Origin of the sequence: Comamonas testosteroni (assembly GCF_030505195.1) — a bacterium.
Lineage (GTDB): Bacteria > Pseudomonadota > Gammaproteobacteria > Burkholderiales > Burkholderiaceae_C > Comamonas > Comamonas testosteroni_G.
Genome location: NZ_CP129672.1, coordinates 1620075 through 1647028 on the forward strand (window position 1 = coordinate 1620075; position 26954 = coordinate 1647028).

Here is a 26954-nt window from a genome sequence, read left to right on the forward strand (position 1 = left end):
CTCTACTCACAAGGGCTTAAACCCGATTCCTGCAACAAAAAGGCCTGCGGACACAATCCGCAGGCCTTTTTGCTGATGCGTGCCGCGATCTTTACTGCTTGAGCACGTCAGCCCCCTTGGGCACCGTGAAGTGGAAGGTCGATGCCGGCAGCGAAGCCTGGGTTTGCAGGCCCTTGAACTGCATCAGCGAGCGCTGGCCAAAGCTGTCCTCGATATCCAGAGCCGCCAGCTTGCCCTCGGGGGTGAAGCCTATGCGCACGCTCTTGAGCTGGCCGCCTTTCTGCCTGGGACTGGCCAGCACCCATTCCAGACCGTCGGCGTCAGGCTGGTTGCCCAGCTCGAAATCGGCCTTCAAGGCCTTGAGGTCGGTGGCCGATGTCAGGATGGCCGCCGGTGTGCTGCCCAGCACCTGGGCCTGGGCACGCTCCGTCACCTGATTCAGGTCGGCGTCGTACAGCCATAGCGTCTTGCCGTCAGCCACGATGAGCTGCTCGAAAGGCTTGGTGTAGTTGAAACGGAACTTGCCGGGCCGCTGGAACTCGAAGCTGCCGCTGGAGACCTTGGTACGCGCCTCCTGCCCGGACTTGGGCGGCGAGGTCACGGACTGGGTGAAATCCGCCTTGCCGGCCTGCACGGTCTTCATGAAGGACTCAAGGCTTTTCAGGCCATCGGCCATTGCAGCACCTGCGCTGCCGGCGATCAAAATTGCAGTCAAAAGACGTTTCATGAATCTCCTTCTTGTGCGGCTCACTCGCTGCGAGCCGGAACTAGAACATCGCGCTGCCCACTGGAGGTGAGCGAGCTGACCAGGCCGGCCTTTTCCATCTGCTCGAGCAGATTGGCCGAGCGGTTGTAGCCGATGCGCAGTTTGCGCTGAACATAGGAAATGCTGGCCTTGCGGTCTTTCAGCACGATTTCGACGGCCTGATCGTAGAGCTCGTCCTTTTCGCCCCCACCTTCGCCATCCTCATCGCCGCCCTCGCCGTCGACAGCGCCGCCCTCCAGGATGCCTTCGATGTAGTCGGGATCGCCCTGTTCCTTGAGATAGCTGACCACACGGTGCACCTCGTCGTCGGAGACAAAAGCACCATGCACGCGGATCGGCAGACCGGTGCCGCTGGCCATGTACAGCATGTCGCCCATGCCCAGCAGGGTTTCGGCTCCCATCTGGTCCAGCACGGTGCGGCTGTCGATCTTGCTGGAGACCTGGAAGGCAATACGGGTCGGGATATTGGCCTTGATCAGGCCGGTGATAACGTCCACGCTGGGGCGCTGGGTCGCAAGAATCAGATGAATGCCGGCGGCACGCGCCTTTTGTGCGAGACGGGCGATGAGCTCTTCGATCTTCTTGCCCACCACCATCATCAGATCGGCCAGCTCGTCGATCACGATGACGATGTGCGGCAGGCGCTGCAGCGGCTCGGGCTCCTCGGGCGTCAGGCTGAAGGGGTTGGGAATCGACTCCTCGCGCGCCTTGGCCTCGTCGATCTTGCTGTTGTAGCCGGCCAGATTGCGCACGCCGAGCTTGCTCATGAGCTTGTAGCGGCGCTCCATCTCGGCCACGCACCAGTTCAGGCCGTTGGCCGCCTGCTTCATGTCGGTGACCACCGGGCACAGCAGATGGGGAATGCCTTCATAGACCGACATTTCCAGCATCTTGGGGTCGATCATGAGCAGGCGCACATCGCGCGCCTCTGCCTTGTAGAGCAGAGACAGAATCATGGCGTTGATACCCACGGACTTGCCCGAGCCGGTCGTGCCGGCCACCAGCACGTGGGGCATCTTGGCAAGATCGGCGACCACGGGGTTGCCCACGATATCCTTGCCCAGTCCCATGGTCAGCAGGCTCTTGGCATCGTGGTAGACCTGCGAGCCCAGCACCTCGGACAAACGAATCGACTGGCGCTTGGCGTTGGGCAGCTCCAGCGCCATATAGTTCTTGCCGGGAATGGTCTCGATCACACGAATCGACACCAGAGACAGCGAACGCGCCAGGTCCTTGGCCAGATTGACGATCTGCGAGCCCTTGACGCCCGTGGCAGGCTCGATCTCGTAGCGTGTGATAACAGGGCCGGGCATGGCCGCCACCACACGCACGTCCACGCCAAAGTCCTTGAGGCGCTTTTCAATCAGCCGGCTGGTCATCTCCAGCGTCTCGGCAGACACCAGCTCCTGGCGCTGCTGGGCCTGATCCAGCAGGTCCACCTGAGGCAGCTTGCTGTCCGGATGATCGGTGAACAGCGGCTTCTGGCGCTCCTTCACCACCCGGGCGCTGGGCTGGCTGGTCTCCTGCAGCACGGGCTCGATGATCTGCACAGGCTGATGCGCCGGTGCAGCGATCGCACCGTCGGTGCGGTCAAACACCACTTCCTCGCGTTCGCGGGCCGCTCTCTTGCCGACAGAGACATCCTTGGCAATTTCACGACGCTCACGGCCAAACTGCACCATGCCGTCCAGGCGCGCGCCCAGGCCTTCGGCCAGCGTGCCCCAGGAAAAGCCGAACACCATGGCAGCGCCCAGCACGAACAGGCAGATGCCGATCAGGCCCGAGCCCGCAAAGCCCAGCCATTTGAGGGCATTGAAGCCCATCATGTAACCAAACACGCCACCGGCAGGGCCGGGCAGCAGGTTCTCGAAACGGTACAGACGCGTCCATTCCAGCGCGCAGCTGGCAATCATCAGAATGGCCAGACCTCCCCAGAACAGAAATCGGCGACGCCACAGCGGCATCAGCGCCAGAGGACTGCCGTCCTTGTTCACCCCGCCGCGCATCCAGCGCACCAGCGATGTCACCCAGGTCTGCACGGCGGCCAGCACCAGCCACCAGATGGACATGCCGAAGCCGAAGTAGCAGGCATCGGCCAGCCAGGCACCCACACGGCCCATCCAGTTATGCACAAACGGCCTCTGCCCGGCACCCGAGGTGGACCAGGCGGCGTCTTGCGGCGAGTAGGTGAACATGGCCATGAGCCAGAACACCAGTGCCAGCAGGCCGATCAACAGCAAAACTTCCTGGCTGAAGCGAATCACTCCATAGCGCGGAGCGGCAGCGCGGGATTTCGATTTGCTGGAGGAGGACGCGTTCGAAGCGTTCAATGTATATGTCATACGCAGGCGCAAGCTTACCTTAGGCCCTTATCCAAGCGGTACATTCGGCCAAGACGATCGCTCAGCGTAATGCAAGCACATGCAACAAAACTGCCATACGGCAGCCGGATTCGCTTCATCACTATCATTTTTAACAATTCCGGTGATTAAAAACAGCTGCACGCGCAGACCTTGATCCGGAGCGATACTCCCACATCTTCCCAATGTTTTCATGACCGCGCGCCGGCTGTCGGCCTGCTTTTTTCAGAGTTCCGCTCCATGTCCTCTACCAAACACGCACAAGTTCTCATCCTCGGCTCCGGCCCTGCCGGCTATACCGCAGCCGTATATGCGGCCCGTGCCAACCTCAAGCCCCTGCTGATTACCGGCATGGCCCAGGGTGGCCAGTTGATGACCACCACCGAAGTGGACAACTGGCCTGCCGACGTCATGGGCGTGCAGGGCCCCGAGCTGATGCAGCGTTTTCAGGAGCATGCCGAGCGCTTCAAGACCGAGATCGTTTTCGACCACATCAACCAGGTTGACCTCTCCAAGCGCCCCTTCACCCTGACCGGCGACAGCGGCGTCTATACCTGCGACTCGCTGATCATCGCCACCGGCGCATCGGCCAAGTACCTGGGCCTGCCCTCCGAGGAAGCCTTCATGGGCCGTGGCGTCTCCGCCTGCGCCACCTGCGACGGCTTCTTCTATCGCGAGCAGCCCGTCTGCGTGATCGGCGGCGGCAACACGGCCGTGGAAGAAGCTCTCTACCTGTCCAACATCGCCAGCAAGGTCACCCTGGTGCACCGCCGCGACAAGTTCAAGGCCGAGCCCATCCTGGTGGACAAGCTGATGGACAAGGTCAAGGAAGGCAAGATCGAGCTCAAGACCCATTTCACCCTGGATGAAGTACTGGGCGACCAGAGCGGCGTGACCGGCATCCGCATCAAGAGCACGCAGGACGGCCACACCGAAGAGGTCAAGCTGCAAGGCGCTTTCATTGCCATCGGCCACCACCCCAACACCGACATCTTCCAGGGTCAGCTGGAGCTGGAAAACGGCTACATCATCACTCAGGGCGGTCTCAAGGGCTTTGCCACCCAGACCAGCGTGCCAGGCGTGTTTGCCGCTGGCGACTGCCAGGATCATGTCTACCGCCAGGCCATCACCAGCGCCGGCACCGGCTGCATGGCGGCCCTGGATGCCGAGCGCTTCCTGGAACAGGAATCCTGATAACACCAACGCGATTGAGCGGTTGTTAGCGCATGTTCGGCGCAAAAGCCCTTGGGTTTGGCCAGTTTTGGCCGGCACCAGGGGCTTTTTTGCGAGAACGCTATAATCGCAGACTTTGCTGAATTCCAGGTTCGCGCTTTACGGTGCTTCGGGACTTCCGCAATCGGGCTACCGCCACCCATTACAAACTGGCGAGGTGAGGTTGTCGGCACCTCCTGCTCCTGCAGGATTCCAGAGCCGGCGGCCGATTCAACTATCGGAGTGTCCCAATGGCACGCGTATGTGAAGTTACGGGCAAGAAGCCCATGGTGGGCAACAATGTTTCCCACGCCAACAACAAGACCAAGCGTCGTTTCCTCCCCAACCTGCAATACCGCCGCTTCTGGGTGGAGAGCGAAAACCGTTGGGTGCGCCTGCGCGTTTCCAGCGCTGCTCTGCGCCTGATCGACAAGAACGGTATCGACTCCGTGCTCGCAGACATGCGCGCTCGTGGCCAAGCTTAATTTCCTGAAGGAGAAACACCATGGCTGCTAAAGGCGGACGCGAAAAGATCAAGCTGGCTTCCACTGCTGGTACCGGTCACTTCTACACAACGACCAAGAACAAGAAGACGATGCCTGAAAAGATGTCGATCATCAAGTTCGACCCCAAGGCTCGCAAGCACGTCGAGTACAAGGAAACCAAGCTGAAGTAATTCGGCCTGTTTCTTGAAAAACCGCCTCACGCAAGTGCAGGCGGTTTTTTCATGCCTTGGCGACGCCTGTCACGGCGCGAGAGCTGACGCGGCGAGCCTCCCTATACTTGGCACTTTGCAACCAACAGGGATGGATCACATGAATCGCCGGACGCTGAGCACATTGCTTTTTTCGCTTGCCGTGTCGCCAGTCGTCTTCGGCCAGACCTTCATCTGCCCCACGGGACCGGGCCCCGGCCAGCGCCAGGTCGGCATGACAGGCGGCTCACCGGGTCTGGCCTCCGTGCCCGTGTGCGAACAGTTCAGCTCCGCGCCCGCCGCCACCCAGCGCGCCGAGCCTTCTCCCGCCGATGCACTGGGCGGTCTGGCACGCAGCCAGCTGGAGCTGCTGCGCGAGGGGCAGGAGCTGCTCAAGGAAGGGCAGAGGATTGCACAAGACCCGCAGTATCAGAAACTGCGCAAGGGCTACTGGATGTTTTCGCATGACGAGAAAAACCCGCGCTCGGGTCTTGAATGTGCGGCGATTTTTGGCAGCATGTCCGGAGCCGTTCAGCTCTCCGGCCCCACGGCCAAGCACAACGGCGCCCTGCTGACCTTTCTGGGCATGGACATTCCCCAGCCCGCCAGCCCGCGCAAGATCAGAACCACTCTGACCCAGAACCAGGACCGGCCCCAGGAAGTTGGCGCCATCAACTACACCATGTCCAATGGCAAATGGGGCGCCATCGTCTACGCGCTGGGCGGCCCCGAAGCACTGCTCAAGGAGCTCGGTGAAGAGCAAGAAGCCCGCTTCAAGGTCTCCGTGGAAGGCAAGGAAGTGATCAGCACCTTCTACAAGGAAGGCGGCAAAGCCCGCGAATTCCTGAGCAAGTGCATGGCCGGTCAACCGACGAAATAAAGGACCTCGGCCAGCGCTAGCTGCGCGGATTCTGTCCCAGCTGCCGGCAGGCCATAGCGCCCAGATCCTGCATCGCCCTGTCCATGAGCTCGTTGACCGGATGGGTGCAGGCCAGCCGCATGCAGTGCTCATACCGGCCGGAGTTGGAGAACATGCTGCCCGGCGCAATGCGTATGCCGCCCGCCAGGGCTGCCGTGAACAAGTCCGACGTGGACAGCTGCGCCGGGAACTCCAGCCACAGACACAGGCCGCCGCTTGGCAGACTCATTCGCGTGCCCAGTGGAAAATGGCGCGCCACCAGTCTGGCCATGGCCTCGCGCTGCCGCTTGAGCTGCTGCCTGAGCTTTTCCAGGCTGCGCTGATGAGTGGGAGAGCCCAGCACCTCGGCCACGACCAGTTGCCCCAGCGTCTGGGTATTGCGGCTTTGCGCAAATTTCAGCATCTGGATGCGGCCATGCCACTGGCCGCCATTCATCCAGCCCTGGCGCAGGCCCGGCGCCAGACTTTTGTTGAAAGCCTGGCAATAGACCACATGCCCGGAGACACTGTCCCAGGCCTTGAGCGGCTTGACCGGCAGCCCCTCGACAAACAGGCCGTAGGAGTCATCCTCGATCAGCGCCGCTCCATGGGCTGCGCACAGGGCCACCAGCCTGGCCTTGTTCTCGTCCGGCATGCGCGCGCCCAGCGGCATCTGCAGATCCGGCACCACCACCACGGCCTTCAGGCGCGGCTGGGTCTGAAAGGCCAGCTCCAGCGCCTCGATGGACATGCCGGTGCGCGGACTGCAGGGAATTTCCAGCGTTTTCAGCTGCAAGGACTCCACCACCTGCAGCAGGCCGTAATAGGTTGGCGATTCGACGGCCACCACATCCCCGGGGGATGCCACGGCAGCCAGCGCCAGACTCACTGCCTCCGAATTGCCTGTGGTTGCCAGCACATCTACAGGCGCGACACGGATACCGGAGGCCAGCGCCTGTCTGGCCATGGCCTGCTGAAACAGCGGGTGGTTGCCCTGATTGGCCAGCAGTGAACGCCCTTGTGAGAGCAGCGTCGGATGCTCGCGCAGCAGCCTGGTGACGGTCTTGTTCAGATAGTGATGATCGAACAAGGAGGCCGGCGGCGTGCAGCCACCGATGTCCATATAGACCTCGGCCTGGCGGCCGCGCTCGAGCAGCAGAGAAATATGCTCGTTGATACCCACGAAATGCGCGTGCGCACTGGGAGCCAGCGGCTGGCTCAGATCCGGCTCGCTGGTCAGAGGGATATCACCCGCCCTCGTCGCGCACACAAAGTAGCCCACGCGGGGCCTGGCCTCCAGACAGCCCTGCGCCTCCAGAAAGCGCAGCACCTGCAAGGCCGTCGAGAGGCTGATGCCATGCCGCGCCATCAGCTCGCGCACCGACGGCATGCGCTCCCCCGGCTTCAGGCTCCCCAGCTCTATGGCCGCGCTGTAGTGCGCGGCCAGCCGTTGGTACAGCGGCAGCAGCACATCGCTTGCCGCATCATCGACAGGCTGTGGTTCGGAGGGGGAGGAAGTCAGCATGATGACAAAAATACAGGGCCGGGCAGGCATCATGCCAGCAAGCTCTGTTCTGCAACAGATACAGATTGTCAGCAAACACAGCAGAACAGATACACCGGAATCCGCGCTGCTACGCCTGCACATTACGCTGGCTGTGCCTGTTCTGCCAAGCCGTGCTTCCCTACGCTTGAGGGCCTGAATCACAGACCTCTAGCCACCATGTCACAGCCGGACTTCCCCCCGAAAACACATCGCCTCAACAGCGGCCAAGCCGCATCGCTGCTGTTTGAGCAAGGCAGCGAACTGTTCTGCCAGCAAGGGCTGCTGCGTCTGGCCATCGGGCCACTGAGCTTTACCGACAATCACTTCGGCCAGGTCATGGTGCTGCAAACCGGGCAGAGCTGGCGTTGCCCCAGTCGCACCTGGGTGCAGCTGAGCACGCCGGCAAGTGCGGCCTGGATTCAATATCCGGCGGCACAGATACAGCAAAGCCGCCCCCGCCCGAACAGGGCAGCGAAGCGGCTTGAAGAGGAAAAAGGCCTGAGCTTCGCGCTTGCCAGAATCTGGCAGCAGCTTGGCAAGCTCGGCCTCAGACGTGGGCAGCGCGCAGCTTGACGGAGAAATCCTTGAGTGCCGCAATGCCGCTGGCCTCGGCGCGCTGGCACCAGGCCTGCAACTGGCCGGTCAGCTGCTCGCGGCTCAGGCTGGTGTTGAGCCACAGCTGACGCAGCTCTTCGCGCATGACCAGCATCTGGTCGATCACCGGGTGCGCAGCACGCGCCTGCGCCAACTGCCCCTGGGCACGCTCGGGCACCTTGTCGGCATCGCGGTGCAGCCAGCGCTGCACGCCCTTGAGCAGGGAAACATCCGACTTCTGCGCCTGCTTGTGCTTGAGCAGATCCAGCTCCTGCTGAACCGCCGTGCGCACGCCGCGCGCATAACGGGCCATGACCTCGTAGCGATTGGCAATGATGGCTTCCAGCGTCAGCTCGTCGGCCACAGGCTTGACGGCGCCCATGCGCAGACGCGGCGGGGTCTTCTTGACCTTGGCCCAACCCAGCTTCTGCATGAGGCTGATGTAGAACCAGCCGATATCGAACTCGTAGGGCTTGACGGAGAACTTGGCCGAAGTGGGGAAGGTATGGTGGTTGTTGTGCAGCTCTTCGCCGCCAATGATGAGGCCCCAGGGCAGCAGATTGGTGGAGGCATCCGTCGCTTCGTAGTTGCGATAGCCCCAGAAATGCCCCACGCCGTTGACCACGCCCGCAGCCCAGAACGGAATCCAGACCATCTGCACGGCCCAGATCGACAGGCCGATCACGCCGAACAGCGCCACATTGAGGATGAGCATCAGCGAGGGGCCCATCACCGAATGGCGGTAGATGTTGCGCTCCATCCAGTCGTCGGGTGTGCCGTGACCGTATTTCCTGAGCGTTTCCTCGTTCTGGGCCTCGGCGCGGTAGAGCTCGGCACCTTCGCGCATCACCTTGCCCAGGCCGCGCGTCTGCGGACTGTGCGGGTCATCTGCGGTCTCGCATTTGGCGTGGTGCTTGCGGTGGATGGCAACCCATTCCTTGGTCACCATGCCCGTGCCCAGCCAGAGCCAGAAGCGGAAGAAATGCGAGGGAATAGGCCCCAGATCCAGCGCCCGATGCGCCTGGCTGCGGTGCAGATAGATCGTGACGCCCGCAATCGTGAAGTGGGTGGTGATCAGGGTGTAGAGCAGCAGCTGCCACCACGACAGATCCCACAGGCCATTGGCCATCCAATCCACGACGGCATTCCAGATCAAGCCGATATCCAGCGACATAAATAACAAAGCCTTTGGCAAAAACCGCGCCCACCCGATAAGCACGGCCGTGCCATTTTAGGTGAGCCGCCGACCGGTCTGCTGTCGATTCCCCGACAGCAGATACCGAATTTGCACCGAAGTTACGCCTTTTTCACCCAAACAGCCGCGAAAAACCCGTCTGTCTCGTGCTGATGCGGCCACAGACGCAGATAGCGCCGGCCCTCGTCACCACCGCTGCAAAGCTTGTCGCCATCGGCAATCTTGAGCTGCTCCAGCACCTCGCCCGCGTCCAGCGGCACAAACTCGGGGTGCGCTGCACTGAAGGCTTCGGCAATGGCCTCGTTCTCCTCTGGCAGGATGGAGCAGGTGGCATAGATCAGACGTCCGCCGGCCTTGACCAGACGGGCGCTGCTCTCCAGGATGGATGCCTGCTTGACGGTCAGCTCCTGCACCGCCTTGGCGCTCTGGCGCCACTTGAGGTCGGGGTTGCGACGCAGCGTGCCCAGACCCGAGCAAGGTGCATCGACCAGCACGCGGTCGATCTTGCCGGCCAGGCGCTTGACGCGCTCATCGCGCTCATGGGCGATGGCTGCGGGGTGCACATTGGACAGGCCCGAGCGTGCCAGACGCGGCTTGAGCGCATCGAGACGGTGGCCCGATACGTCAAAGGCATACAGACGGCCGGTGTTGCGCATGGCAGCGCCAATGGCCAGGGTCTTGCCGCCGGCACCGGCGCAAAAGTCCACCACCATCTCGCCGCGCTTGGCGTCCAGCATCAGTGCCAGCAGTTGCGAGCCTTCATCCTGCACCTCGATGGCGCCACGGTTGAAGGCATCGACCTTGGCCAGCGCGGGTTTGCCGTCCACGCGCAGACCGATGGGCGAGAACGGTGTGGGCTCGGCCTTGATGCCGGCTTTTTCCAGTTCCTTGCGCAGATCGGAGCGCTTGTCGTTGAGGGTGTTGACGCGCAGATCGAGAGGAGCGGCCTTCTCCATGCTCTCGGCCAAAGCCCAGAACTCATCACCGACCTGCGCCTTGAGCGGCTCGACCAGCCACTCGGGCAGGTTGTGGCGGTGCGCCTCCATCAGCTCTTCGGGCTTGATGCCGTCGCAGGCAGCCAGCCATTTGAGTTCCTGGGGCGTCAGCGCGGCCTTGATGAAGGTCTCGCTGTCCTGGCCTTCCTTGTTCTTGACCTTGCCTTCCTTCTTGGCCTGCTCGCGCAGGACGGCGGCAAAGCCGAGGATGGCCAGACGGCGCTCGCGTGCGCCGCTGCCCGAATGCGCCAGGCCTTCAAACAGCAGCTTTTTGCGCAGCACGGTGTAAGTGGTTTCAGCCAGAGTGGCGCGTTCGCGCGGGCCGAGGTAACGGTTTTCGCGGAAGAAATAGGACACCACGGAATCGGCCGGGTGTTCAAATGTCAGGGCGCGCTTGACGAGTTCAGAGCAAGCGTCGAGAAGCTGTTTGGGATGCATGGGCGCAATTGTCCCACTGCCCGCATATCCATATGACGCCCTCTGGCTGCCGGCGGTTTTACTATAAAAATCATAGCTTACATCGCAATTCATTCATTGATCTTGGATTCAAAACATATTGAAAATCAATCAAGGCAAGCGGTAGAAGCTATGAATTTAGCAAAACCAAGGTCACCCAGGATGCGCCTGGGAGTGAGTCTCTTGCTTGAACCTGCTTTGCATAAGCCATGTCTAGCCAGCAAAGGCGCGCAGATACACGGGTCTGACGCCCTGGCGTGCGATGTCGTCGCGCGTTGCAGCCTGCTGCACCCGCATGACGTAGAGCTTGCCGGGCAGCTCCAGAGCGTCGTGAATCTGCGCCCCCAGCGCGTCGCCGTCCTCTTCCCCCAGCCCGTCCATCTCGGCCAGCAGCAGAAAGACGGGCCGACTACGAATGGTGTTGAGCTGCTTGCGCACCAGCCAGGCCTGAGATACCGCTCGGAAATTGCGCAGTTCGGCCGCGACCTCTGAAATCTCGAAATCCGTCAGTCCATGCGGCAGCAGAGCGTTGAGCAAAGGCGTCTGCATCAGCTCTTCGGAAAACCGGTCTTCCAGCTCGCTGGTCTGTCTGACCCGCTCGCGCCACAGCTTGAGCGCCTGAACCGGCTCGCCCTCCACCCCGATCTGCTGACGGGACTCCAGCAGCTCCACCGCAAAATTGGCGGCCCACCAGCGATATTCCACATGCAGATCGAACAGGCGCTCCAGCAGGTCGAGCTGCACATCGCCCATGTCCGGCGGCAACACGTCAACCATGCCTGCCAGCGCCTTGGCGTTGTCGGGTTCGCGGCGCAGCACCTCCTGGTACAGCGTCCTGACTTCGGCATGGGGGTCCAGCTTCAGCATGAGATGCACGCGCAGCAGCAGGTCGGCCACGGACTGGTAGCCCTCGCCGCCGAGCTGAGCCAGCATGCGCTCGCTGCGCGCCAGGCGGGCGTGATGCTCCTTCCAGGCGCTGGCGTTTTCCAGGCACCACTGCTTGTCAAAGCTCTTGAGCCATTCGCCGAGCTTGCGCGGGTTGAGCAAGGCCAGCGCACCGCCCGCCGACCATTGCTGCGGCAGTTGCGGGCGCTCGCCTATCAGTGCATCCACGCGCTCCCTGAGCACCGGGTGGGTATCTTCCAGGCCGGACTTGAGGCGCAGGCTGGCCTTGAGCGCCTGGCGCGCAAACGCCGGCTTGACGGGCTGCGCCAGCCAGTACTTCATGGCGCTGTACGGCCCCATGGGCACTGCATGCTTGCGAGCCGAGCGCCAGTGCAGCGGCCAGAATTTCTGCTGAAACCATTGCTGGCGCAGGTCGACTTCCACCAGCGCATCGGCCATGACGGCCCGGCCCAGCAGACCGGCTGCGGCCTTGTCGGCCTCGTACTCGTCCTGGCGCGCCATGGCAAAGGTCCGGGCCAGAAAGCGCGGGAAATACCAGTGCAGGAACCTGCGCGTGGCAAACGAGGCCACGCCGGAGTCACCCTGCATGCCTTCGTACAGCCGGGTCCAGCTCAGCCGCGTGCGGTAGACCCAGGCACCGAACTTGCCGTGCCCGCCGCGCAGATGGCCGTATTCATGGGCCAGCACGGCCAGCAAACGGTTTCTGTCCTGCGCCATCATCAGCGGCAGACCCAGACTCAGCTCATTGCGCACGCCACCCAGCACACCCCAGCGCGGCACCTGGCGAATGCTGGCATTGAAGTCCCGGGTCAGATAAACGGCATCGATCCCGGGGCCTGCCATCTTGCGGCGAATGCGCTCCAGCGCCTCGAACAGGGCCGGGGCGTCCTCGGGCATCAGAACAATGCCCTCGGCCTTGTCCACCTTGAACCACAGCGCGCGCAGGCAGTTCCAGAACAGGCTCAGGCTGGCAATGGCCGTCATGATCCAGACAAAGCGCCACTGCCCGGCCAGCAGATGCGAGCCGGCCCAGAACAGCAGGCACAGCGCCAGAGCCAGGCAACCCAGCACCCAGGCATAGCCCAGTGCGGCAAACAAGGCCACGCTGCGCCTGTATGCATGACTGTTTTCGGCGCTGGCAAGCTCGCTGACGCGCACCAGATGCACATAATCTGCCTGTTCCATGGCGCAGCCCTGCCTCCCCGATTGATTACTTTGGCAGGATTCTCACACGCCGCCAGGCTCCAACCCCTTCACAGCCCTCACCGTTTCAGCATCCTCATGAGCAACTCCGAACTTCCCCCGTTGATCACCACCGAGCCCGGTCTGTACGAGCATTACAAAGGCATGCGCTACGAGGTGGTGGGCACCGTGCGCCACAGCGAAACACTGCAGCCCATGACGCTGTACCGCGCCCTGTACGGCGAACACGGTCTGTGGGTGCGCCCTGCCGCCATGTTCAACGAGACCGTGGTGATTGATGGCGTGGAGCAGCCACGCTTTCGCCGCTTGCCCGCAGAGCAGCAGAAATCCGAATGAAAACAGGCTGCAGCGCTTATGCATCAAGCATGCATCAAGCGCTGACAGCCATCAAATCTGCATCAACCCTTGAGCAGGTTGAGCACCGCGCGCGGGTAAATGATGTGCTCCTGCACCAGCACCCGTGCCGCCAGCAGCTCGGCCGTATCACCAGGCAGCACGGGCACGGCAGCCTGATCGAGGATGGGGCCCACGTCGAGCTCGGCCGTCACGCGGTGCACGGTGCAGCCCGCAAACCTGCAGCCCGCATCGATCGCTCGCTGATGGGTGTGCAGGCCGGTGAAGGCCGGCAGCAGCGAGGGATGAATGTTGATCAGCCGGCCCTCATAGTGCGCAACAAATCCCGGCGTGAGAATGCGCATGAAACCGGCCAGCACCACCAGATCGGGCGCATGGCGATCGATGACCTGCGCCAGCTCGGCATCAAAGGCCTCGCGGCTGTCGAACTGCTTGTGATCCAGCACCTCGGTGGCGATGCCGTTGCCCCGCGCGAACACCAGGCCCTGGGCCTCGGCCTTGTTGCTCACCACAGCGCTCACGCGGGCGTTGTACTGCTTTGCCCAGTTCTGCTGCTGGGATGCACGCACAATGGCAGCCATATTCGAGCCGCCGCCCGAGATGAGGATCACGATGTTTTTCATGGGCGGCGATTGTCGCATTGACGGACAAACCCTATCGGGTTTGCACCAGTTCCTGTGCGCTGCCCTAAGACTTTCGAGGAGACCCCATGCCGTTTGACCCACGCAACACCCCTTTGAGCGCCATCGAAGCCCGCGTTCTGGCCACGCTGATGGAAAAGGCCCGCACCGTGCCCGACAGCTATCCGCTCACGCTCAACAGCCTGGTCACGGGCTGCAACCAGAAGTCCAGCCGCGACCCGGTGATGGAGGTCAGCGAGGGCGAAGCCCAGGAGGCACTGGACAGCCTGCGCCTCAAGACCCTGTCGGTACAGATCAGCAGCGTGCGCTCCACGCGCTGGGAGCACAACTTCCCGCGCGGCATTGGCGTGCCCGACCAGTCGGCCGTGCTGCTGGCCCTCCTGATGCTGCGCGGCCCCCAGACCGCCGGCGAGCTGCGCATCAACTCCGAGCGCTGGCACCGCTTTGCCGATATCTCCTCGGTCGAGGCCTTTCTCGACGAACTGCGCGAACGCAGCGAGGAAAAAGGCGGCCCGCTGGTCGTGCAGCTGCCGCGCGCCCCCGGTGCCCGCGAACAGCGCTGGGCCCACCTGCTTTGCGGCCCGGTGGATGTCAACGCACTGGCAAGCACCGGCAGCGCCAGCACAGGCGGCAATGCATCGGCCCTGCAGCAGCGTGTGGATGCGCTCGAAGCCGAAGTCGCCCAGTTGCGCGCCACCGTGCAGATGCTGTGCGAATCGCTGGGCGTGGAGCCGCCTGCAGCCCCGGCTGAATGAATCCACAGAGAAACTGATAGCTGCCAGCGTTGACCCAATAAGCGCTGGCGGCCTGTTTCATGACAAACGCCCCGCCAGTGCCAAAAACTGGCGCACGCCAGGCAAAGGAAGGCAGACAGGCTCAGCCGCTCAGGGGATGCTCATCCCTGGGGTTTCCCACCATTTGTCGCAACCCGGACAGCCAGAAAAAGAACGTGCGTGCTACAAATCTCCAGCATTTGCAGGAGACAACGCATGGACTTGGCATTCACCCCTGAAGAACAGGCTTTTCGCGAAGAGATCCGTAGCTGGGTGCGGGCAAATCTGCCCGAGGATATTGCGCACAAGGTGCGCAACGATCTGCACCTGACGCGCGAGGACTTGCAGCGCTGGGCCAAGATTCTGGGCAAAAAAGGCTGGCTCGGCTACGGCTGGCCCAAGGAATTCGGCGGCCCCGGCTGGAGCGCCGTACAAAAGCATCTGTTCGAGGAAGAATGCGCACTCGCCGGCACGCCGCGCATCGTGCCCTTCGGCCCCGTGATGGTGGCGCCGGTGATCATGGCCTATGGCACACCGGAGCAGCACCGGCGCTTTCTGCCCGGCATTGCCAGCGGCGAGGTCTGGTGGAGCCAGGGCTATTCCGAACCGGGCTCGGGCTCGGACCTGGCCAGTGTCAAGACCCGCGCCGAACGCGTGGGAGACAAATACATCGTCAACGGCCAGAAGACCTGGACCACGCTGGGCCAGTACGGCGAGTGGATCTTCTGCCTGGTGCGCACCAGCAACGAAGGCAAGCCCCAGACCGGCATCAGCTTCCTGCTGATCGATATGAAGTCGCCCGGCGTGACCGTGCGCCCCATCAAGCTGCTGGATGGCTCGCACGAGGTCAACGAGGTCTTTTTCGACAATGTGCAAGTGCCTGCCGACCAGTTGATCGGCGAGGAAAACAAGGGCTGGACGTACGCCAAGCACCTGCTCAGCCACGAGCGCACGAATATCGCCGATGTGAACCGTGCCAAGCGCGAGCTGGAGCGCCTCAAGCGCATCGCCAGGGCCGAAGGCGTCTGGGAAGACCAGCGCTTCCGTGATCAGATCGCCCTGCTGGAGATCGATGTGATCGCGCTGGAGATGCTGGTGCTGCGCGTGCTCTCGGCCATGAAGTCGGGCAAGAACCCGCTGGACATCGCCGGCCTGCTCAAGATCAAGGGCAGCGAGATTCAGCAGCGCTACTCCGAGCTGATGATGCTGGCTGCCGGCCCCTATGCCCTGCCCTATATCCAGGAAGCCATGGAAGCCGGCTACCAGGGCGACTATCCCGGCGACGTGCTGGGCAATGCGCCGCTGGCCGCGACCTACTTCAATATGCGCAAGACCACCATCTATGGCGGCTCCAACGAGGTGCAGCGAAACATCGTCGCCCAAACCGTGCTGGGCTGATTCAGAAGCAGTGAAGGCGACGATGTTTCGCTTGCGCGAATTCGTTCTGCCCCCCCACGCCCCCTCCGGGAGGGGGTTCTAGATTGAGCTTCGCTGGGCTGGTTTGGCGCTTCGCGCCAATTGCGGCCCGGTGGCAGGAGACAAATATGGATTTCGATTTTTCCGACGACCAGCAACAACTGCGCGATGCCGTGGCCCGCTGGGTGGACAAGGGCTATACCTTCGAGCGCCGCCAGAGCATTGCCAGCCAGGGCGGCTTCTCGCGCGAGGTCTGGAACGAGCTGGCCGAACTAGGCCTGACGGCCCTCACCGTGCCCGAGGAATATGGCGGCCTGGGCCAGGGCGCGGTCGATGTGATGGTGGTCATGGAGGAGCTGGGCCGCGGTCTGGTGATGGAGCCGCTGACCCAGGCATTCGCGGTCTCCGCCCTGCTCGGGCAGTTTGGCGACGAAGCTGTCAAGCAAGCCTGGCTGCCCCGTATCGCCAGCGGTGAAAAACTGGTGGTGCTCGCATCGCAGGAGCGCAAGGCGCGCTACCGGCTTGATGTTTGTGCAGCAAAGGCGTCAAAGTCCGGCGATGGATATACGGTAGATGCCACGAAAAACATTGTTCCTGCAGGCGACCAGGCCGACGCCTTCATCGTGCCCGCTCAGCTCGACGGCAAGATTGCGCTCTTTCTCGTCGAGAACGGCAGCGAGGGCGTCGCCACCAAGCCCTATGCCACGCAGGATGAGGCACGCGCGGCCGATCTGGTCTGCCGGTCAGCAGCGGCTACCCTGATCACCACCCATGGCGTGGCGGCCCTCGGCCTGGCCCAGGATGTGGCCAATGCCGCTCTTTGCGCCGAAGGCGTGGGCGTGATGGAGCAGACGCTCAAGCTCACCACCGAGTACATGAACCAGCGCAAGCAGTTTGGCGTGGTGATCTCCAGCTTCCAGGCCCTTCGCCACCGCGTGGCCGATATGAAGATGCAGCTGGAGCTGGCCCGCTCCATGAGTTACTACGGCACGCTCAAGCTGGTGGCGCCTGCCGAGGAGCGCCATGTCGCCATCGCCCGCGCCAAGGTGCAGCTGGGCCAGTCCATGCGCTATGTGGGCCAGCAGGCCGTACAGCTGCATGGCGGCATCGGCGTGACGGACGAATATGTGGGCAGCCACTATTTCAAGCGCCTGACCCAGATGGAGATGACGGGTGGCGACACCCTGCATCATCTGGGCACGGTATCGGCCCATATGCAGGACAGCGCCGGCGTCTTTGCCTGAAAGCCTGCATCAACATTCATCAAGATCACGGCAACTGCATTCAAACCAGAACCAAAAGTCAACAGCACGCTTCGGCGTGCTGTTTTGCTTCCTGCATGCACTATGGAGCCTGCCGCTCTTCCTATGATCTTTGCGCCATTCACCAAGATCAAGGAGACATGCATGAGCAAGCAAGACAGCGAAAAGTATCTGCTGGAGTCCATCCGCCTGGCCATGGGCAATGTCAAGGGCCGCGAATCCGCGACCTGGCCCTTCGGCGCCGTGCTGGTGCGTGAGGGCAAGGTCCTGGCGCGCGCCGTCAACCAGGTCGATGATCTGTGCGATCCCACGGCCCACGCCGAGATGCAGGCCCTGCGCATTGCCGCCAGGCAGCTGGGCAGTACCGATCTGTCCGGCTCGGTCATGTATGCCAGCGGCTATCCCTGCTCCATGTGCCACACCGCCATGCTGCTGGCCGGCGTGAAGCAGGTGTACTTCGCCTACTCCAACGAAGACGGCGAGCCCTACGACCTGTCGGCCGCGCGCGGCTATGAGGAGCTGGCCCGCCCCGCAGGCCGGCGCGAGCTGGCCGTCGTCGGCCACCGCGTGCGCGATGCCGGCGAGGATCTGTACAAGGCCTGGCAAAAGGCCGTGGACGAGGATCGCGCCACTGTCTAGCCCGCACGGGCTCCAGCCGCCATCAAGAACAAAGCCCTGAATGAGGAGTTCAGGGCTTTGGCATGGTGGAGCGCCTCAGGTCAGCAGATAGTCCACCGGCTTGAGCGGCTCCGGAACCTGGGGGTCGCCCAGCGACTGGCTGAGGCTGATCTCGATGCTGCGGCAGATGCTGTCCAGTGCCAGGTCGTTGCTTTCCATGCCGAATGGTTCTTCCAGCTCGTCACCCAGCACATCGAGGCCGTAGAAGGTATAGGCCACGATGGCCACGACAAACGGTGTCATGAAGCCCGTGATGTCCACCAGTCCGAAAGGCAGCAAAAAGCAGTACAGATGGGCCGTGCGGTGCAGCAGCAAGGTGTAGGAAAACGGAATCGGCGTATTGCGAATGCGCTCGCAGGAGGCTGCGGCCGTCGTGAAGCCATTGAGGGTGCGGTCCAGCTCCACGGCCAGACAGGGGTCTATGCGCCTGTCGCGCACGCACTGGCCCAGATCCTTGCCCATGGCCAGCATCAGCGCATCGGTGCGCTGATTCAGCGGCAGCTGCTGCAGGCGCTGCCACTCGGCATGGGTCAGCCATTGCTGGGCAGCCACATCGTCCTTGAGTGCGCGCAGCTGGGCCCGCAGCACATGAGAAAAAGCCACGGCCCGGTGCACCATGCGCACCCGCACATCGTTGGCCCGCTGGCGCGGGTCTATGGGGTGATCGAGCTCGATCAGGCTCAGGCACTGGCGCGCCAGCGTGCGTGCATAGATCACGATCTCGCCCCAGAGCTTGCGTCCCTCCCAGTAGCGCGCATATGCGGTGTTGTTGCGAAAGCCCAGAAAAATCGCCAGCGGCAGACCGATCAGGGTGAACGGAATCGGCGTGATGGGGATCTTGGTGTGGAACAGCGTGCCATGCGCCACGGTGACGATGATGGCCAGCACGATATTGACGGCAAGCACACCTTTGATGCGTTGCAGCACCGAGCCCCGGACAATCCACAGCAGCTTGAAGCCCGACGGGCGATCTCTGACGATCATGAAAACGAGAAATGAGGTCCAAACCCGAATTCAATCACAAGCATGCGGGGATTTCAGCCGACGCCGAGAACTCCCACTGCGGCAGTAGGCAGCCCGTGCCGCGCCAGCACCGCACATGCGGCGTCTGCTGCACATGGGCAGCGGACCCGACATGCGGTGCCAAGCGGCCAGCCAGTACAAGAAAAGCCCCGCATTGCAAGGCTTGGGCCGCGCTGGAGGGCTCGGGCCGCTTGCAGGCTGACGGCGCTCGGTGCGCGAGGCCAGCTCGGCAAACAGGCCGGCGCGCCGTGGGCATGCCGGCCCTGGCCCTGATGGGCACCATGAGCGCGATTCCCGTGCTCCGGCAGATGCGCAATATGCTGACGTGGCGCAGCCCCCCCGCGCGGCGTCTGAACAGCACCCGCACCCAAATGCCGAGGGCCGCACCGATGCCCCCATGCTGGCCGCCGCTGCGGCACGCACCGGGGACTTCGAGCTGCGCTTTGACACCGGCGAGCATTTCAAGGAGCCCACGGCGCTGTCGGAAGAACGGGCGAAACGCGCGCAAGGGCGAAACGGGCGAAGACCTCTACGAGGCCTGGCATTAGCTGCGCCAGCGTGATCCACGCGGCACATGGGCCACGAGAAACTCCATCTGGTCGGCCAGAATGCGGCGGTTTCTCAGGATGAAATCCTCCCACAGCGTGGGCGTGTAGGGCGTGTAGAGCAAAGGCATGCGGGCCTGCTCCGGCGTTCTGGCACCCTTGCGGTGATTGCAGGCGCGGCAGGCCGTGACCAGATTCATCCAGCTGTGCTGCCCGCCGGTGCTCACGGGGACAATGTGCTCGCGAGTGAGATCGCCCTCGTGGAACTGCCGCCCGCAATAGGCGCAGACACAGCGGTCACGCGCAAAGAGCTTGCCGTTCGTCAGCCCCGGTAGCAATTCGTGCGGGTTGATATTCGGCATGCCCTTGGTGCCGATGATGGAGTTGATGTGAATGACTGACTGCTTGCCCGTCACCGCATTGTGGCCACCACGAAAGCAGGCGATTTCGACACCGGCTTCCCAGCGCACATCTTCTGCTGCGTAATGCAGCGCCGCCTGCTCCAGCGTTACCCAGGACTGCGGCAGCCCCTGGGCTGTCAGCTTCAAGACTTTCACAACCAGCCTCCATACAGTCAAACATCGACCACGGAAAACGGACAAGCATCTTGGCGCTTTTGAGCACAATCGTGCAGCCTCCACAGCTGCCTGATTTGAAGCAATATACTCTGAAACTATGTCAAATTGACGGCTTGTGTCGCATGCATCGGCGCCAGTTGCTACAAATAACAAAGCAGCCCATGAAGATTTTTCGCGGTATCAATCATCCCGGCCTGGCTCCGGCCTGCGCTGTGACTATTGGCAATTTTGATGGTGTGCACCGGGGACATCAAGCCATGCTGGGCCTGCTCAAGGCCGAGGCGGCCCAGCGCGGCATTCCCAGCTGCGCCATGACCTTCGAGCCGCACCCGCGCGACTACTTTGCCAAGAAGCTGGGCAGGCCTGAGCTGGCCCCGGCCCGCGTGGGCACGCTGCGCGACAAGCTCAGCCAGCTCGAAGTCTGCGGCGTCGATCAGGTCGTGATCCTGCCCTTCAACCAGACTCTGGCCAGCCAAAGCCCCGAAGACTTCATTCAGGATGTATTGATCTCGGGTCTGGGCGCCAAATACGTGCTGGTGGGCGACGACTTCCGCTTTGGTGCCAAGCGCGCGGGCGACTACGCCATGCTGGACAACGCCGGCCAGGCTCTGGGCTTTGATGTGGCCCGCATGAACAGCTATGAAGTCCATGGCCTGCGCGTGTCCAGCACGGCCGTGCGCGAGGCGCTGGCCGCCGGCGACATGCAGCAGGCCGCCAAGCTGCTGGGCCACCCCTACCGCATCTCGGGCCATGTGGTGCATGGACGCAAGCTGGGCCGCAAGCTGGCCGAATCACAAAGCGGGGCCGAGGACGGTTTTCGCACGCTGAATCTGCGCTTCGACCACTGGAAGCCCGCCGCCAGCGGCATTTTTGCCGTGCTCGTGCACGGACTGACGGACCAGCCGCTGCAGGGCGTGGCCAACCTGGGCGTGCGCCCCTCGCTGGACCCCGACGACATCAACGGCGGCCGGGTGCTGCTGGAGACCCACTGTTTCGATTGGCCCGCCCAGCTGGGTGGAGAAGGTGCCTACGGTAAAATCATCCGCGTGGAACTTCTGCACAAACTGCACGACGAGCTGAAGTATGACAGTCTCGATGCCCTGACGGTCGGCATCGCCAAGGACTGCGAAGACGCGCGAGCGTTTTTCGCCTCGGCCCACATACCGTCCCATACCTCGTCGCACACAGAGACCCGTCGCCAGACCACGCGCGACCGAATTTGAAGCTCGCTGCTCGCACGCCTCAGGCGCAGCAGCGCACTGGCGCTCACCTCACCATTCACGCCCTGGCAGAACTGCCCGGGCATTGCATTGCTTTCAAGGTTCCCCATGTCTGATTCGAAGTCCAACAAGCCCGAAGCGTCCGCCTACCGCGCCACGCTGAACATGCCCGACACCCCCTTCCCCATGCGCGGCGACCTGCCCAAGCGCGAGCCCGCCTGGGCCAAGGAATGGGACGACAAGGGCATCTACAAGAAGCTGCGCGACGCCCGCAGCGGCGCGCCCAAGTTCATCCTGCACGACGGCCCTCCGTACGCCAACGGCAAGCTGCACATCGGCCATGCGGTGAACAAGATCCTCAAGGACATGATCGTCAAGAGCCGCCAGCTCGAAGGCTTCGACGCGCTCTACGCACCGGGCTGGGACTGCCACGGTCTGCCCATCGAGAACGCCATCGAGAAGCTGCATGGCCGCAATCTGCCGCGCGACGAGATGCAGGCCAAGAGCCGCGCCTTTGCCGCCGAGCAGATCGATCAGCAGATGGTGGACTTCAAGCGCCTGGGCGTGCTCGGCGACTGGGACCACCCCTACAAGACCATGAACTACGCCAACGAGGCCGCCGAGCTGCGCGCCCTGAAGAAGGTGATGGAGCGTGGCTTTGTCTACCGCGGCCTCAAGCCCGTGTACTGGTGCTTTGACTGCGCCTCCTCGCTGGCCGAGTTCGAGATCGAATACGCCGACAAGCAAAGTCAGACCCTGGACGTGATGTTCCCCGCAGCCGAGCCTGCCAAACTGGCCGCAGCATTCGGCCTGGACAAGCTCGACAAAGAAGCCTTCATCGTCATCTGGACGACGACGGCCTGGACGATTCCTGCCAACCAGGCGCTCAACGTCAACCCCGATCTGGAATACAGCCTGGTGGAGACCGAGCGCGGCCTGCTGATCGTGGCCTCCGCCCTGGTCGAGAAATGCCTGGCCCGCTGGAAGCTGGAGGGCCGCGTGCTCGCCACCGCCAAGGGCGAAAAGCTCGACCACATGCCCTTCAAGCACCCGCTGGCCCATGTGGACAAGGGCTTTGACCGCATCTCGCCCGTGTACCTGGCCGAGTACGCCACCGCCGACGACGGCACCGGCATCGTGCACTCGGCCCCTGCCTATGGCGTGGATGACTTCAACAGCTGCATGTCCAACGGCATGGACTACAAGCAGATCCTGAACCCCGTGCAGGGCAACGGCGTGTACGCGGCCGACCTGCCCCTGTTCGGCGGCCAGCATATCTGGAAGGCCGTGCCCGTCATCCTCGACGCCCTGAAGGTCGCGGGCCGCCTGATGGACACCACCACCATCAGCCACAGCTATCCGCACTGCTGGCGCCACAAGACGCCCGTCATCTACCGCGCGGCCGCCCAGTGGTTCATCCGCATGGACGAAGGCGAAGGCGTGTTCACCGATCCCGCGCAAAAGCCCGAGAAGACCCTGCGCCAGATCGCGCTGGACGCCATCGAGCAGACCAACTTCTACCCGCAAAACGGTCAGGACCGCCTGCGCGCCATGATCGCCGGCCGTCCCGACTGGTGCATCTCGCGTCAGCGCAGCTGGGGCGTGCCCATCCCCTTCTTCCTGCATGTGGACACGGGCGCCCTGCACCCGCGCACCATGGAGATCATCGACCAGGCGGCAGCCATGATCGAGCAAGGCGGCATCGAGGCCTGGAGCCGCGTGAGCACCGAAGATATCCTGGGTGCAGAGGAAGCCAGGCACTACACCAAGAGCACCGACATTCTGGAAGTCTGGTTCGACTCGGGCTCCACCTTCTGGCATGTGCTGCGCGGCACCCATCCCGAGCACCACCACGACAAGGGCCCCGAGGCCGATCTGTACCTGGAAGGCCACGACCAGCACCGCGGCTGGTTCCACAGCTCGCTGCTGCTGGCCTCGGCCATCTTCGGCCGCGCGCCCTATCGCGGCCTGCTGACCCACGGCTTCACCGTGGACGGCCAGGGCAAGAAGATGTCCAAGTCGCTGGGCAACACCGTGGCCCCGCAGGATGTGTCCAGCAAGATGGGCGCAGAAATCATCCGTCTGTGGGTGGCCTCGACCGACTACTCGGGCGACCTGGGCATCGACGACAAGATCCTGGCCCGCGTGGTGGACGCCTATCGCCGCATCCGCAACACGCTGCGCTTTTTGCTGGCCAACACCAGTGACTTCGATGCGAGCAAGGACTCCGTGGCCTACGGCGAGATGCTGGAGATCGACCAGTTCGCGCTGGCGCGTTCGGCCCAGCTGCAGCAGGAGATCCTGGCCCACTACAAGGTCTACGAGTTCCACCCCGTGGTCGCCAAGCTGCAGCTGTTCTGCTCCGAGGACCTGGGCGGCTTCTACCTGGACGTGCTCAAGGACCGCCTCTACACCAGCGCCCCCAAGAGCCTGGCACGCCGCTCGGCCCAGACCGCGCTCTACCAGATCACCCAGGCGCTGCTGCGCTGGATGTCGCCCTTCCTGTCCTTCACGGCCGAGGAAGCCTGGAAGATCGTGGGCCACAGCGAATCCATCTTCCTGGAAAAGTTCACCGAGCTGCCCGCCGGCGACGAAGGCCTGCTGGCCAAGTGGACGCGCCTGTGCGAGATCCGCAACCTGGTCAACAAGGACATCGAAGTGGTGCGCACCACCGGCGCCGTGGGCTCGTCCCTGCAGGCCGAAGTCACGCTCACGGCCGAGCCCGAGGACCTGGCCCTGCTGCAAAGCCTCAAGGACGATCTGAAGTTCGTCTTCATCACCTCGGCTGCGACTGCCGTGGCCGGCGATGCCCTGAGCACCACCGTGAAGGCCAGCGAGCACGCCAAGTGCGAGCGCTGCTGGCACTACCGTGAAGACGTGGGCGTGAACCCCGAGCACCCCTCGATCTGCGGGCGCTGCGACAGCAATCTGCACGGCACGGGCGAAGTCCGCACCAAGGCTTGAGTCTTAAAAAGTGAGCTACCAGCGTATGCTGGTAGACATTTTCAGCATTAAATCTTGCTGAAATCCTTTCAAATCAAGCGCTAACCGCTATCAAAAAAACCTTAGCAAAGAGCTGCCATGAGCAACACCCAGACCTCCTTCGCAGGCCTTGGCCGTATCTGGCCCTGGCTGCTGTGGGCGCTTGTCATCATCGGCGTGGATCAGATCACCAAGCAGATGATTCTGAGCACCTACCAGTATGGGGACTGGACTCCCATCACCGGCTTCTTCAACATCGTGCGCGCGCACAACACGGGCGCGGCCTTCTCCTTCCTTGCGGGCGGCAGCGGCTGGCAGCGCTGGCTGTTCGTGGCCATCGGCGTGATTGCCACCGTGCTCATCGTCTGGCAACTGCGCAAGCACCCTGGCGAGAAGATGTTCTGCCTGTCGCTGTCCAGCATTCTGGGCGGGGCCATCGGCAATGTGGTGGATCGCCTGCAGCACGGCTATGTGGTGGACTTCCTGGACTTCTACTGGGGCAGCAGCCATTTCCCGGCCTTCAACGTGGCCGACATGGGCATCACCCTGGGCGCCATACTGCTGATCCTGGATGAGGTTTTGCGCGCAAAACGCGCCAAGAACCAGCGCTGATAGGCATCAGCCGCTTTTCATCGGCAAGGCCCGCTGTCTCTTTAGCAGACTGCGGGCCTTGCTCATTGCGCCCCCCTACCGGAGCAGCAAGCCGGCGGCTGCCAAGGCTGCCAGCAGCAGCAAAAGGAAGCCCACCGCAGCGGCACCGGACATGACAGGAATCATGAGCCTACCTTTTTAATAGCATCGAACGCAATACAGATATACAGAAAGCTCGGCCAGCGCTGAAATCACATCCGTAGAAACGATGTTTTAAATAATTCGTTTTTGTTCTATTGTGTTCCTTATTCCGCACTTATTTGTGCGTGAAGAGTGAGTCATCCGGGCAGACCGACCTCACTCAGGGGTATATTAGGTCGCTCCTTCGCGGGCAGAACATGAAGCATTTATTGAATCTTTTAGCAGCCATTGCCCTGTTGATCTGGGGCTCTCAGATGGTTCGCACCGGCGTTCTGCAGGTCTTCGGCGCAAACCTTCGCAATATTCTTGCCCGCAGCATGCGCAACCGCTTGTCTGCGGCGCTGTCCGGCATGGGCGTCACAGCCCTGGTTCAGTCCAGCACGGCCACCTCGCTGATGACCTCGTCCTTTGTGGGCCAGGGCCTGATCACCTTGCCCTCGGCCCTGGCCGTGATGCGCGGTGCCGATGTGGGCACGGCCATGATGGCCGTGCTCTTCTCCACCGACCTCTCCTGGCTGTCGCCGCTGTTCATCTTTGTCGGCGTGGTGCTGTATATCTCACGCAAGGATTCCAAGCCCGGGCGTATCGGCCGCGTGCTCATCGGCCTGGGCCTGATGCTGCTGGCCCTGCGCCTGGTGGTGGAAGCCACCGAGCCCCTGCTACAGGCCCCTGCCGTGCGCACCCTGCTGGCCTCGGTCAGCAGCGATCTGTTCATGGAGCTGCTGCTGGGTGCGGTACTGGCCGTGCTGGCCTATTCCAGCCTGGCCGTGGTGCTGCTGATTGCGGCCATGGCCAGCTCCGGTGCCATTCCGCTGGATGTGGCTCTGGGCCTGACCCTGGGTGCCAACCTGGGCAGCGGCCTGGTTGCGGCGCTCACCACTGCCAAATCGGCGGTGGAGGAGCGTCAGGTCACCATAGGCAATCTGCTGTTCAAGATCATGGGCGTGGCCATCGTCGCCCCCTTTATCGGACTGTGGTCGCAGTACGCCCAGCCCTATCTGCCCAACGCCGGCCAGAACGTGGTGATGTTCCATCTGGCGTTCAATGTCTTCAACAGCCTGTGCTTTATCGGCCTGACCCAGATCGTGGCCCGCTGGGTGACGGCCATGCTGCCCAAGCCCGAGGAAGAAAGCGCGGCCAAACTGCTGCGCCCACGCCACCTGGACCCCTCGGCCCTGTCCACTCCCTCGCTGGCCATCACCTGCGCCGTGCGCGAGTCACTGCACCAGGCCGACGTCGTGGAGTCCATGCTGATCGGCCTGCAAAAAGTGGCCGAAACCGACGATGCCAAACTGTCCGAGGAAGTGCGCAACCTGGAAGGCACGGTGGACGACCTGTATTCGGCCATCAAGTACTACATGACCAAGATCTCGCGCGCCGAACTCGACGAGCGCGAAGGTCAGCGCTGGACGGAAATCATCAGCTTCACCATCAATATGGAGCAGATCGGCGACATCATCGAGCGCGTGCTGCTGGATCTGGAAGACAAGAAGATCAAGAAGGGCCGCCAGTTCTCGGCCGCCGGAAAACAGGAAATTCACGAGCTGACCCAGCATCTGCTGGACAATCTGCGCCTGGCCATGAGCGTCTTTCTCAATGGCAATGTGCGCGAGGCGCAAAAGCTGCTTGAGGAAAAAGCGCGCTTTCGCGATCTGGAACTGGCCTACTCGGCAACCCACCTGGAGCGCCTGTCGCAGCACACGGTTTCAAGCATAGAGACCAGCTCTTTGCATATCGACATGATCAGCGACCTCAAGCGCATCAACTCGCTGCTGTGCTCGGTGGCCTACCCGATTCTGGAACAGGCCGGAGCCCTGGCGCCCAGCCGGCTCAAGTCCACCACACTGGAGAGCCAGCGCTAGATG

24 protein-coding genes are annotated in these 26954 nt (G+C 62.7%); 15 read left to right on the forward strand and 9 right to left on the reverse strand.

Annotation, left to right across the window (positions count from 1 at the left end; translation table 11 throughout):
• Window positions 1–91: 91 nt before the first annotated feature.
• Together lolA and QYQ99_RS07445 are read right to left on the reverse strand one after the other, a co-directional pair.
• Entirely contained in the window at window positions 92–727 is a 636-nt protein-coding gene (gene lolA, locus QYQ99_RS07440) for an outer membrane lipoprotein chaperone LolA (RefSeq protein ID WP_302092080.1), read from the reverse strand.
• Window positions 728–747: 20 nt separating this feature from the next.
• On the reverse strand, window positions 748–3108 hold the full coding sequence (locus QYQ99_RS07445; protein WP_302092081.1) for a DNA translocase FtsK: 2361 nt from the start codon (window positions 3106–3108) through the stop codon (window positions 748–750).
• A 258-nt stretch (window positions 3109–3366) separates the two neighbouring features.
• Between QYQ99_RS07445 and trxB the strand changes: the two genes are divergently transcribed.
• The 4 genes from trxB (at window position 3367) to QYQ99_RS07465 (ending at window position 5912) form a co-directional block, all read left to right on the forward strand.
• Window positions 3367–4320 (forward strand): thioredoxin-disulfide reductase, encoded by a 954-nt coding sequence (gene trxB, locus QYQ99_RS07450; protein ID WP_302092082.1) that lies wholly within the window; start codon window positions 3367–3369, stop codon window positions 4318–4320.
• 269 nt (window positions 4321–4589) lie between these two features.
• The gene (gene rpmB / locus QYQ99_RS07455; protein WP_003058229.1) at window positions 4590–4823 is read left to right on the forward strand and encodes a 50S ribosomal protein L28; all 234 of its coding nucleotides are present in this window, start codon (window positions 4590–4592) and stop codon (window positions 4821–4823) included.
• Window positions 4824–4843: 20 nt separating this feature from the next.
• Window positions 4844–5014 (forward strand): 50S ribosomal protein L33, encoded by a 171-nt coding sequence (gene rpmG, locus QYQ99_RS07460; RefSeq protein WP_003058233.1) that lies wholly within the window; start codon window positions 4844–4846, stop codon window positions 5012–5014.
• A 139-nt stretch (window positions 5015–5153) separates the two neighbouring features.
• On the forward strand, window positions 5154–5912 hold the full coding sequence (locus QYQ99_RS07465) for a hypothetical protein (protein WP_302092083.1): 759 nt from the start codon (window positions 5154–5156) through the stop codon (window positions 5910–5912).
• Between the two features lie 16 nt (window positions 5913–5928).
• Here QYQ99_RS07465 and QYQ99_RS07470 read toward each other — a convergent pair whose 3' ends face one another.
• Window positions 5929–7455: a PLP-dependent aminotransferase family protein gene (locus tag QYQ99_RS07470; protein WP_302092084.1), complete on the reverse strand. Its 1527-nt coding sequence runs from the start codon at window positions 7453–7455 to the stop codon at window positions 5929–5931.
• A gap of 198 nt (window positions 7456–7653) precedes the next feature.
• On the opposite strand from QYQ99_RS07470, the gene QYQ99_RS07475 reads away from it, so the two are divergent.
• Window positions 7654–8049, forward strand: coding sequence for a hypothetical protein (locus tag QYQ99_RS07475; RefSeq protein WP_302092085.1), 396 nt, complete (start codon window positions 7654–7656; stop codon window positions 8047–8049).
• On the opposite strand, the gene QYQ99_RS07480 is transcribed toward QYQ99_RS07475, so the two are convergent.
• The 3 genes from QYQ99_RS07480 to QYQ99_RS07490 all read right to left on the reverse strand — a co-directional run bounded on the left by QYQ99_RS07480 (window position 8024) and on the right by QYQ99_RS07490 (window position 12807).
• Entirely contained in the window at window positions 8024–9244 is a 1221-nt protein-coding gene (locus QYQ99_RS07480; RefSeq protein WP_302092086.1) for a DesA family fatty acid desaturase, read from the reverse strand. The genes QYQ99_RS07475 and QYQ99_RS07480 overlap by 26 nt on opposite strands.
• Window positions 9245–9366: 122 nt before the next feature.
• A complete protein-coding gene (locus QYQ99_RS07485; RefSeq protein ID WP_302092087.1) occupies window positions 9367–10698 on the reverse strand; it encodes an RsmB/NOP family class I SAM-dependent RNA methyltransferase in 1332 nt (443 codons plus the stop codon).
• A gap of 231 nt (window positions 10699–10929) precedes the next feature.
• Window positions 10930–12807, reverse strand: a complete 1878-nt coding sequence (locus QYQ99_RS07490) for a M48 family metallopeptidase (protein WP_302092088.1) — start codon at window positions 12805–12807, stop codon at window positions 10930–10932.
• A 96-nt stretch (window positions 12808–12903) separates the two neighbouring features.
• Here QYQ99_RS07490 and QYQ99_RS07495 point away from each other — a divergent pair, with 96 nt between their 5' ends.
• Window positions 12904–13161 carry a DUF1653 domain-containing protein gene (locus QYQ99_RS07495; protein WP_302092089.1) on the forward strand — a complete coding sequence of 86 codons (258 nt, stop codon included), beginning with the start codon at window positions 12904–12906 and terminating at the stop codon, window positions 13159–13161.
• A gap of 62 nt (window positions 13162–13223) precedes the next feature.
• On the opposite strand, the gene purN is transcribed toward QYQ99_RS07495, so the two are convergent.
• Window positions 13224–13802, reverse strand: a complete 579-nt coding sequence (purN, locus tag QYQ99_RS07500) for a phosphoribosylglycinamide formyltransferase (protein ID WP_302092090.1) — start codon at window positions 13800–13802, stop codon at window positions 13224–13226.
• A gap of 86 nt (window positions 13803–13888) precedes the next feature.
• Here purN and QYQ99_RS07505 point away from each other — a divergent pair, with 86 nt between their 5' ends.
• From QYQ99_RS07505 to QYQ99_RS07520, 4 genes are all read left to right on the forward strand, one after another.
• The gene (locus QYQ99_RS07505; protein WP_302092091.1) at window positions 13889–14575 is read left to right on the forward strand and encodes a YceH family protein; all 687 of its coding nucleotides are present in this window, start codon (window positions 13889–13891) and stop codon (window positions 14573–14575) included.
• 234 nt (window positions 14576–14809) lie between these two features.
• The gene (locus tag QYQ99_RS07510) at window positions 14810–15991 is read left to right on the forward strand and encodes an acyl-CoA dehydrogenase family protein (RefSeq protein ID WP_302092092.1); all 1182 of its coding nucleotides are present in this window, start codon (window positions 14810–14812) and stop codon (window positions 15989–15991) included.
• Between the two features lie 146 nt (window positions 15992–16137).
• Window positions 16138–17253, forward strand: a complete 1116-nt coding sequence (locus QYQ99_RS07515) for an acyl-CoA dehydrogenase family protein (protein WP_302092093.1) — start codon at window positions 16138–16140, stop codon at window positions 17251–17253.
• 162 nt (window positions 17254–17415) lie between these two features.
• A complete protein-coding gene (locus QYQ99_RS07520) occupies window positions 17416–17910 on the forward strand; it encodes a nucleoside deaminase (protein ID WP_302092094.1) in 495 nt (164 codons plus the stop codon).
• A 75-nt stretch (window positions 17911–17985) separates the two neighbouring features.
• On the opposite strand, the gene QYQ99_RS07525 is transcribed toward QYQ99_RS07520, so the two are convergent.
• Complete coding sequence (locus tag QYQ99_RS07525; protein ID WP_302092095.1) at window positions 17986–18933, reverse strand: bestrophin family protein; 948 nt, start codon at window positions 18931–18933, stop codon at window positions 17986–17988.
• A gap of 364 nt (window positions 18934–19297) precedes the next feature.
• On the opposite strand from QYQ99_RS07525, the gene QYQ99_RS07530 reads away from it, so the two are divergent.
• A complete protein-coding gene (locus QYQ99_RS07530) occupies window positions 19298–19534 on the forward strand; it encodes a hypothetical protein (protein WP_302092096.1) in 237 nt (78 codons plus the stop codon).
• Here QYQ99_RS07530 and QYQ99_RS07535 read toward each other — a convergent pair.
• Complete coding sequence (locus tag QYQ99_RS07535) at window positions 19517–20074, reverse strand: HNH endonuclease (protein ID WP_034364656.1); 558 nt, start codon at window positions 20072–20074, stop codon at window positions 19517–19519. The genes QYQ99_RS07530 and QYQ99_RS07535 overlap by 18 nt on opposite strands.
• A 182-nt stretch (window positions 20075–20256) precedes the next feature.
• Here QYQ99_RS07535 and QYQ99_RS07540 point away from each other — a divergent pair, with 182 nt between their 5' ends.
• From QYQ99_RS07540 to QYQ99_RS07555, 4 genes are all read left to right on the forward strand, one after another.
• Complete coding sequence (locus QYQ99_RS07540) at window positions 20257–21318, forward strand: bifunctional riboflavin kinase/FAD synthetase (RefSeq protein WP_302092097.1); 1062 nt, start codon at window positions 20257–20259, stop codon at window positions 21316–21318.
• Window positions 21319–21423: 105 nt separating this feature from the next.
• A complete protein-coding gene (gene ileS / locus QYQ99_RS07545; RefSeq protein ID WP_302092098.1) occupies window positions 21424–24279 on the forward strand; it encodes an isoleucine--tRNA ligase in 2856 nt (951 codons plus the stop codon).
• 117 nt (window positions 24280–24396) lie between these two features.
• A complete protein-coding gene (gene lspA, locus QYQ99_RS07550) occupies window positions 24397–24909 on the forward strand; it encodes a signal peptidase II (protein WP_302092099.1) in 513 nt (170 codons plus the stop codon).
• 377 nt (window positions 24910–25286) lie between these two features.
• Window positions 25287–26951 carry a Na/Pi cotransporter family protein gene (locus tag QYQ99_RS07555; protein ID WP_302092100.1) on the forward strand — a complete coding sequence of 555 codons (1665 nt, stop codon included), beginning with the start codon at window positions 25287–25289 and terminating at the stop codon, window positions 26949–26951.
• The last annotated feature ends 3 nt before the right edge of the window (window positions 26952–26954 follow it).